Source organism: Limnoraphis robusta CS-951 (genome assembly GCF_000972705.2).
In genome coordinates, this window is record NZ_LATL02000266.1 from 1 (window position 1) to 9,480 (window position 9,480).

6 protein-coding genes and 3 pseudogenes are annotated in these 9,480 nt (G+C 43.3%); 1 reads left to right on the forward strand and 8 read right to left on the reverse strand.

Annotation, left to right across the window (positions count from 1 at the left end):
- Window positions 1-484: 484 nt before the first annotated feature.
- Complete coding sequence (gene tatC / locus WN50_RS22575; RefSeq protein ID WP_063847378.1) at window positions 485-1,312, forward strand: twin-arginine translocase subunit TatC; 828 nt, start codon at window positions 485-487, stop codon at window positions 1,310-1,312.
- 84 nt (window positions 1,313-1,396) lie between these two features.
- Here the strand turns inward: tatC and WN50_RS37795 are convergent.
- The 8 genes and pseudogenes from WN50_RS37795 to WN50_RS37805 form a co-directional block, all read right to left on the reverse strand.
- On the reverse strand, window positions 1,397-1,980 hold a 584-nt coding region (locus WN50_RS37795), incomplete at its 5' end, for a DNA cytosine methyltransferase (protein WP_425354835.1).
- A gap of 1 nt (window position 1,981) precedes the next feature.
- A pseudogene (locus tag WN50_RS37800) lies at window positions 1,982-2,794 on the reverse strand (DNA cytosine methyltransferase); the annotation flags it as partial.
- A gap of 150 nt (window positions 2,795-2,944) precedes the next feature.
- On the reverse strand, window positions 2,945-4,801 hold a 1,857-nt coding region (locus WN50_RS22585), incomplete at its 5' end, for a DNA topoisomerase (protein WP_152964901.1).
- 1 nt (window position 4,802) lies between these two features.
- Window positions 4,803-5,766, reverse strand: a pseudogene (locus WN50_RS22590) (DNA topoisomerase); the annotation flags it as partial.
- A gap of 639 nt (window positions 5,767-6,405) precedes the next feature.
- Window positions 6,406-7,224 carry a metal ABC transporter permease gene (locus tag WN50_RS22595; RefSeq protein ID WP_046280141.1) on the reverse strand — a complete coding sequence of 273 codons (819 nt, stop codon included), beginning with the start codon at window positions 7,222-7,224 and terminating at the stop codon, window positions 6,406-6,408.
- Between the two features lie 208 nt (window positions 7,225-7,432).
- Entirely contained in the window at window positions 7,433-8,194 is a 762-nt protein-coding gene (locus tag WN50_RS22600) for a metal ABC transporter ATP-binding protein (protein ID WP_046280139.1), read from the reverse strand.
- Window positions 8,191-8,943: metal ABC transporter solute-binding protein, Zn/Mn family (locus WN50_RS22605; protein ID WP_235441086.1), on the reverse strand; the 753-nt coding region annotated here is incomplete at its 5' end. The genes WN50_RS22600 and WN50_RS22605, both read right to left, overlap by 4 nt.
- 1 nt (window position 8,944) lies before the next feature.
- Window positions 8,945-9,383: pseudogene (locus WN50_RS37805) on the reverse strand (metal ABC transporter substrate-binding protein); the annotation flags it as partial.
- Window positions 9,384-9,480 lie beyond the last annotated feature (97 nt).

A 9,480-nucleotide genomic window follows, 5' to 3' on the forward strand; every position in this document is an offset into this window, starting at 1 on the left:
TCAGCTTTGAGTACGCTAGGGCATAGCGGAACTTGGATCTTAGATCAAAACGCTACCCTTCGGGAACGCCTGCGGCGAACAGGAGATTTTACCTCTACTGTGATAGGAGAAATCCTGTCTCAGCAAGTTGAGTCGTAGAATGAAGAATCCCCGTCGTTTACGACGTGGGAGTGTCAATTGATGATAACTAATTCGTCCAAAAGATTGCCGAACGGTAATCTATGAGAAAGTTGAGTGCATCAAACTGTTGCAGAAACCCGGTTTCTAGACTAAAATTCTGGGTTTTGAGGTTTAAACATCTGCAAGAAACCGGGTTTGTCACCCTGATGCAAGATCTGAGGTACATCAAACTGTTGCTTTGGTGATTGCTGAGGAAAGAGGTCTGGGATTGGATTACCCTAGCTATTATCGAGTTTCTGCACGAGAGACGATACAATAGTTAATCATCTGCTGAAATCTTGATTATTGAAATTATTAACTCGATATGACACCTCTAGAAACTCCTGAATCTGGTTCAAATAAGAACGGTGTTGCTGTTACTGAAGACAGTTTGCCTTCCGAAGTCTTGATGAATCCTGAAGAAGAGAAAATGAATTCAGGTGATGAATTTCCCGATGAAGTGGAAATGTCGTTATTTGATCATTTAGAAGAGTTACGACAACGGATTTTTTATTCGTTAATTGCAGTCGTTATTTCGGCGGTGGGTTGTTTTATTTTTGCCAATTCTATTGTTGAAGTTTTACAAAAACCCGCCCAAGGGGTGAAGTTTCTGCAACTGGCACCCGGAGAATATTTCTTCGTTTCAATACAAGTGGCGGGTTACAGTGGGTTAGTGTTGGCGAGTCCGTTTATTCTCTATCAAGTTGTCAGGTTTGTTTTACCCGGAATTAGTGTTCAAGAACGTCGATTTTTAGGGCCGATATTCTTTGGTTCAACAATTCTGTTTGGTGTGGGTTTGGTGTTTGCTTATGTGGCGATTGTTCCGGCTGCACTGAAGTTTTTTATTGGTTATGGCGGCGATGTGGTTGAACAGTTCTGGTCGATAGAAAAGTATTTTTCTTTTGTGTTAAAATTATTGTTTGTCACCGCGTTATCGTTCCAAGTTCCGGTGATTCAGATTTTGTTAGGGCTACTCGGAATTGTGTCATCTAAAAAGATGTTTTCCGGTTGGAAATATGTGGTGTTAGGTGCCTTTGTTGCTGGGGCTATTTTAACCCCTTCTACTGATCCTTTGACTCAAAGTTTATTAGGTGGATCGGTTGTGATGCTATATTTTGGAGGAATTGGAGTGGTTAAGGTGTTAGGAAAATAATTTTGTAAACTCAAAAAATTAAAGCTCTAATAGTGAGTTAAGCAAAGTATAATCTTCCTACTTCAATATTTCCAATTAATTGCTTTATTGCATAATAAGGAAAGAAAGCTGTTCTTCCCTTGTTTTTTCAAGCTCACTTAATGTTTCAATCATCCAACTCATATCATCAGTATTGTGATAACGGGAATAGGGAAAGTCTGGGTAAATAATAGGTGTTTTACCTTTGAGATGAATCAATAACATTCTAGCGATCGCTCTTCCCAAAGAACAGGGGACTGCATTTCCAACTTGTCGATATTGATCCAGTAAACTTCCTAAAATTATCCAATCATCTGGAAACTCTTGTATTCGCTTGTACTCTTCAATACTGAGGGGTCTATCTTCTTCTGGATGTGCTAAATCAGTTGCAGGCATAGCCGGATGTGTCAACAATGTAGGAGAAGGCTTATCCCAGGCTAACCTTCGATAAAAGCCTGTTTTTCCACCGCCTGCATGATAAGAACCTCCTAAAGCTTCTTGGTGTAATTCTACTGGCAAATCTCGCCAATGTTGTCCAGCTTTTAACAGTCGATAATATTTAAGTCGTTTTTCTGGGAACTTGACAAAATGATGTTCATTCTGAGGAAGTCCTTCTAGCGCCTCTCTCAATGTTCGCCATCGCGGAAGATNGTGTAATTCTACTGGCAAATCTCGCCAATGTTGTCCAGCTTTTAACAGTCGATAATATTTAAGTCGTTTTTCTGGGAACTTGACAAAATGATGTTCATTCTGAGGAAGTCCTTCTAGCGCCTCTCTCAATGTTCGCCATCGCGGAAGATTATATAAACCTTTCTCTGAGTGAGTCGGTGTTAGGTAGGGAAGTTTTTTTCCATCCCGGCTACAAGTAATAATAATTCTTTCTCGTTGTTGTGGAGTTCCAAAATTGGCAGTATTATATAAGTTGAAAGAAATACTATACCCAGCTTCTTTCAATTTATGAGTGATAAAAAGTAGTGCGCTTCCCCGTTGTTCATCGGGTGATAAAGGTGGATAGTTTTTACCTCTCATATTATGAGGTCTATGCTTTAATGTTGCTGATAATAACCCTCGAACATTTTCAATTACTGCGAACTTGGGTTGTAGTTCAATTATTAAATCGATAAACGTTAAACAGACATTTCCTCGTTCATCATTGAACCCTTGTCGTTTACCCGCACTACTGAAAGCTTGACAAGGAGGCCCACCAACGATTAGATCGATTTCTTCGTCAGGACTCAAACCTGCTTTTTCCTTAATTGCTGTGGCTGAGTAGTCTCTAATATCTCCGATGAGTGCCACATCTGGTCGATTTGCTTCTATTGTTTTTCGGGCTGCGGCATCGATCTCGCAGGCGAGAAGCACCTTAATTCCTTCCTCTTCCAGTCCTAAATCTAAGCCCATACATCCGGAAAAAAAGCTTAAGGCTTTCAGATTTTGCTTCTTGAAAAATCTTCCTTCATACATAATTTGGTACTGCTATACCCGCCTGATATTCTATGGAGTGATACTTATAAAGTGATTGAAATTCAAGAATTTTATACCAGCGCTCACTGCGATAACTAAAGACGTTCAAGAAGAACGCCTCTAGAATATTTTGGGATGAATTTTGGGAGCTTATTTGGTGGTTTTCTTACGAGTGCTTGAACGCTTAGTCGTTCCTGTTGTTTTAGTCGTAGTTCCTGTTGTTTTCGACTTTGTTTTCGACTTTGAACCGGAACTTGCTTTCGCCGCCAACCATTCCAACGCCTGCTCTAAGGTTACATCCTCAACGGTTACTTCTTTTGGAACAGAAGCATTGGTTTTCCCATGTTTAACGTAAGGACCATAACGGCCATCATAAACGTTCACAGGTTCGTTATCTTCAGGATGAGCGCCTAACTCTCGTAAGGGGGTCGCCGTGCGCCGAGTACCTCGACTAGCTTTCGGTTGAGCCAACATTTCCAAGGCCCGATCTAACGTAATACTCAACACATCATCCGGAGCTTTAATGGAACGATAGTCTTTCCCCTCTTTACCCTGATCATGGACAACATAGGGGCCAAACCGTCCAATTGCCGCTTTGACTTTCGCCCCCGTTTCAGGATGAACCCCCAACAGTCGCGGTAATGACAGTAAACCCACCGCCATGTCAAAAGTCACGCTATCCTTTTCAACGCCTTTGGGTAAAGACACCCGCTTGGGTTTTTTATTCTCCTCAGACTCCTCACCCAACTGCACATAGGGGCCATAGGGGCCAATCAACATAAAAATCCCTTCTCCCGTTTCGGGATGCAGCCCTAACTTTTCAGGGCCTTCGGTTTTTTGCTGAAGCAGTTCTTGCACCAACTCAGGCGTCAGATCCGCCGGGGTTAAGTCTTGCGGAATAGAAGCCGTAACGATTTCTGAGCCATTTTCCGCTTCAATATACGGCCCAAACTTGCCAATACAAACCCGATAGAGAATACCATCGGTTTCACCCCCCAGTTTTTCGAGTTCGATAGTCCGAGCAACTTTGGCATCAATTTGACTTTCCTGTTCCCGAACTTGCGTTTCTAACCCCTGATCTCCCGAATAAAACTTCTGCAAATAGGGAAGCCAACTCGCCTCTCCCTCCGCAATATCATCGAGGGTATTTTCCATGCGGGCGGTGAACCCAATATCTACCAAGTCGGGGAAATGTTTTTCCAGTAAATTCGTCACCGCAAACGCCGTAAACGTCGGGATGAGGGCATTTCCTTTTAACTGAGCATAGCCGCGATCAATAATGGTGCCAATGACACTGGCGTAGGTACTGGGTCGGCCAACGCCTTCACTTTCGAGGGTTTTCACCAGAGACGCTTCTGTAAACCGAGCGGGGGGCTGGGTTTCGTGGCTAATGGCTTCGAGTTCCTGACATTTGGGATGATCGCCCACTTTCAGAGGCGGAAGTAATACTTCTTGGTTTTCTAAGGCTGCTTCGGGATCATCAGAACCTTCGACATAGGCCCGTAAGAAGCCGGGAAAATCAATGCGTTTTCCACTGGAACGAAAACCCGCATTTTCGACTTGCAACTCAACAGAAATGTTGGTTTGTTGGGAGTCGGCCATCTGACAAGCGACGGTTCGCTTCCAAATCAAATCATAGAGTTTCAGGTCATTTCCGCCGAGAGAGGTTTCTTGGGGCGTGCGGAAACGACTTCCCGCCGGACGGATGGCTTCGTGGGCTTCTTGAGCGCCTTTTGTTTTGGTCGTATATTGGCGGGGTTTGGGACTGAGGTAGTTTTTGCCGTATTTCTCCTCAACGCAGGCCCGAGCCGCTTCTATCGCCTGTTCAGATAGGTGAACGGAGTCGGTTCGCATATAGGTGATAAAGCCCCGTTCGTACAACCCTTGAGCCACTTGCATCGTCTGACGCGCACTCAGTCGCAATTTGCGGTTGGCTTCTTGTTGGAGGGTGGAAGTCGTAAACGGGGGGGCGGGTTTGCGGTTTTCGGGATCGTTTTTAAAGCCCGANGCATATAGGTGATAAAGCCCCGTTCGTACAACCCTTGAGCCACTTGCATCGTCTGACGCGCACTCAGTCGCAATTTGCGGTTGGCTTCTTGTTGGAGGGTGGAAGTCGTAAACGGGGGGGCGGGGTTGCGGGTAACAGGACGTTCTTCGATATTACTGACTGTCCAGGGTTTATCCGTAAGTCGCTCTTTTAAGGCCATCGTCTGAGCTTCATCGAGCAGAACGACGTTACGACCTTGGGCAATTTTACCTGTGCTTTCGTCGAAGTCGCTTCCGGTTGCTACTTTCACGCCGCCTACTGTGATCAATTTGGCATCAAAGCTGGTTTTATCCTTTTCAAGTAAGGCTTTTAAGTCCCAATAGTCCCCTTGACGAAAAGCCCGACGTTCTCGTTCTCGGCTAACGAGTAAGCGTACAGCCACAGACTGCACTCGTCCGGCGGATAAGCCTCGGGCGATTTTTTTCCAGAGTAGGGGTGAGAGGGTATAACCGTAGAGGCGATCTAAAATGCGTCGGGTTTCTTGGGCGTGAACCAGTTGTTCATCGACATCCCGACAGTTGTTGAGGGCTTTTTGAATGGCTTCTTGGGTGATTTCGTGGAAGACCATTCGTTTTGTCGGGATCTTGGGTTTGAGGAGTTGCAGCAAATGCCAGCTAATACTTTCGCCTTCGCGGTCTTCGTCTGTCGCTAGAACCAGTTCATCGGCAGCTTTGAGGGCGTCTTTGAGTTCTTTGACGACTTTTTTCTTATCTTTCGGGACGACGTAAATTGGCTCGAAGTTGGCTTCGACATTTACGCCAAGCTGCGCCCACTTCTCTCCCTTGTACTCTTCGGGAATTTCTTCTGCTGAGGGCGGTAGGTCACGCACATGACCCATCGATGCTTCCACACGGTAGTCACGGGGAAGGAAGTTGCTGATGGTGCGAGCTTTCGTTGGAGATTCGACGATCACTAGGGTTGCCATGGCGTCTTTTCGGAGATATGAGCAGCGAACAGGTATGGGTTTCGAGAATATAGGGAGCAGATCGGCAAGCCAAACTGTCTTTTATTATCCGGGAAGTAAGCCGGATAGAGGACAGCACAAAAATATGCGATCGCTTTATCGGAAGTAGGGCTTACTTTCAAAACTATCTTAATTTTGAGTTTATGTCTAAATTCATAAACGATCTTTTCTAGCCTACTGTTTGAGTTTGGCCGAATCGACGCGATACTTTGGCTATTGGTAGCGCATTTTTCAGAATTTGTCAAGTCTTATCTAAACGTTTTGGGAAATAGCTGCTTCTGATGTCGGGGTTGTATGGGGAATCTCTCAATTTTTCTCCACAGAATGATGATTTGTACTCAGGCTTAGGTTATACTAATGACGGCAATTCTTAAAAAATAATTAAGATTAGGATCAGCATAGTTGTTTCTTGTTTGGAGGTGCAGTCAAAATGATCTCGGATTTGCTGCGTGTTCTGATTCCGGCAGTTAGTTATCTCGCAAGTGTCTACCTGTTGTTGATTTGTGTGCAGAAATTGACTCAAAAAGCCTTTTAAAGTGGTGTGCGAGTTTAGATCACAATAGTATTGAAAAATCAGGGTGAAACCGTTAGTCGGTGGGGTTAATGACTCGACCGACTCAATCCGACTCCGACTAAAAATACTACAAGCTGCACCAGGACAATACTTGGCCCTGAAGGTAAATCCCAAATTCCAGAAATCATCATTCCTAGAATACCACTCACTGCCCCAATCGCCGTAGCGAGTCCTAAAAATGGTATAAATTGCTGACAAACTAATCTCGCAGTCGCGGCGGGAATCACTAAAAAAGCATTGACTAATAAAATCCCTACAGCCCGAATAGACAACGCTAAAGTTAGGGATAATAGCACAATAAAACTATAGCGATAAAGTTGTATGGGAATGCCCTTGAGTTGAGCTAAATCTGGACTAAATGTCAGGAGGATTTGTTGGGGTAATGTAACAACAAAACTGAAAATCGTGACGGCTAACAGTAAGACTAATAAAATAATATCAAGATTACTAATAGCGAGGATATCTCCAAACAAAACCGATAACAGATTACGTCGATTGCCTTCTAAAAAAGAAAATCCAATGGTTCCTAGCGCTACTGAACCTGCAACAATAACGCCTAAAATGGTATCACTACCTAGATTAGTTTTGTCTATTAAATAAATCACTCCTAAGCCAAAAAATACGAGTAACACGGTTAGGGAGAGGTTAGAGGGAAGTGGAATAAATGCCCCAATGACGACGGCTAAAAATGCTACATGACCTAAAGCATTACCATACATTGAAAGCTGTCTGAGGACTACAAAACTTCCTAAAAGTCCCCCCAATGTTCCCAGTAGAACCCCACCGATAATCGCTCGTTGCATAAACGGTAAGCTTAAAAGTTCTATCCAGTCTGAATTAATCATTGTATTAAGAAGGCAACAAAAAATGTAGGGGCGGGTTCGGGCAAAATCTATGCTTCCCAGAAACAACATTAATAAACCCGCCCTTCTTCAATTCAAAAGGCAACAAAAAATGTAGGGGCGGGTTCGGGCAAAATCTATGCTTCCCAGAAACAACATTAATAAACCCGCCCTTCTTAAAATCAGAGACAACAAAGAATTATAAGATGTTTTAATGAGAGTGAAAATAACGAATTTGTGTTGAACCATAAACCTCTTGTAAATTCTCAGTTGATAATGTTTCTCGCGGACTTCCTTGACAGAGAATTTTTCGGTTGAGACACAAAACGCGATCGCAATACCGACTGACTAAATCTAAATCGTGAGAGATTTGTAAAATCGCAAATCCTTGTTCTCGTTGGAGTTTATTCAATAATTCTGCAAATTCAACCTCACCCGTTGCATCCACTTCGGCTAAGGCTTCATCTAAGACTATTAAATGACGAGGAACGGCTAAACAATAAGCCAGTAAAACCCGTTTGAGTTCACCTCCGCTTAACGTTCCAATGCGTTGTTTAGATTGATTTTCAAGATTAACTTTAACTAAAGCACTTTGTACAGAAATCTTTTTTTCTCGTGATTTCCAAAACATCGATTTCGGTAAGGCTAAGGCTACTAATTCTTCTACAGTTAAGGGGAAATAGCGATCAAAAGAAAACTTCTGCGGAATATAACCAATTTTATCCCATCGTTTTCCCAATAAATTTAAGGGTTTTTCTAATATTTCGACTTGACCTGACTCATAGGGAATTAATCCTAAAATTGCTCTAATCAAGGTGGTTTTTCCGGCTCCATTCGGCCCAACTAAAGCAGTATTAGTTCCTGAAAATAGTTGGAATGAAACCCCATCAACTGCTAGATAATTGCCTCGGCGAATCGTCAAGTTTTGTACCTTGACCACAGATTGACTTCCGAATTCTTGGCACGCGATCATTTACAAATATCCTCTAGCGTTTTTAAATTCTTCCGCATGGCGGTAAAATAATATTGAGGATCTAAAGAGCCTGTTTCAATCGGATCTAGCGTTTTTACAGGCAGTCCAACATCATTAGAAATTTGTTGGAGTCGGCTATCATTGACTCCCGGTTCACTGAGTAAAGCCTGCACATCGTATTCTTTAACTGCTGCAATAACACGCTGGATATCTCGGGGAGAAATGCTATCTTCGGGAAGTTCTAACACCGCCATTTGTTGGATGCCATATCGTCTCGCTAAATAAGGATAAGCCTCGTGAAATGCTATAAATTTGCAGCCTTTTACCGAACCTAAACGACTTTTAAATTCTTGATCAAGTTGTTGTAATTGTTTAATATAAGCATCAGCATTCGCTCGATAAGTTTGAGCGTTTCCTGCATCTGCGGCGATTAAACCCTCCCGAATATTTGCCACTTGTTTCTGTGCTAAAATCGGATCAAGCCAAACATGGGGATTTCCTTCAGCGTGAGAATGACCGTGATCATGATCGTGATCTTCTTCTTGGAGCGCTTGAATTCCTTGACTGGCATCAATTTGTTTGAGTTGAGGGTTCCCCGCATTCGCCACTAACCCACTGAGAAATGTTTCCATTCCCAAACCATTTTTGACTAAAATTTGAGCTTGAGCCAGTTTACGCGCATCGCTGGGAGAGGCTTGATATTCGTGAGCGGTAACGTTGGGAGGAACGAGAATTTCCACTTCCTGACTNCTTGAATTCCTTGACTGGCATCAATTTGTTTGAGTTGAGGGTTCCCCGCATTCGCCACTAACCCACTGAGAAATGTTTCCATTCCCAAACCATTTTTGACTAAAATTTGAGCTTGAGCCAGTTTACGCGCATCGCTGGGAGAGGCTTGATATTCGTGAGCGGTAACGTTGGGAGGAACGAGAATTTCCACTTCCTGACTAGAACCTGATACGGCTTTGGTAAACAGGTACATTGGTAAAAAGGTAGCGACAACCTTAGTTGAACGGGTGTTTTGAGCGACTGTTGTCAAACTTCCGATGCTTACAGCGATCGCTGAAATCAATAATACCGCAAATAAAGGACGACGCTTCCAACTGCTAGGGTGAGTCAATATCCGAAATAACTGTGAAGGTGACATAGTGTGAGATACACCAAAATTGATCGGCGAAGGGTTCTCCATTCATTACAAAATGGAGGTGATAATTAAAATGATAATCATTTTAGTCTGTTTTGGCAATAGGGATTTTACGCCTCACCAGTCTTGTAGGGGCGGGTTC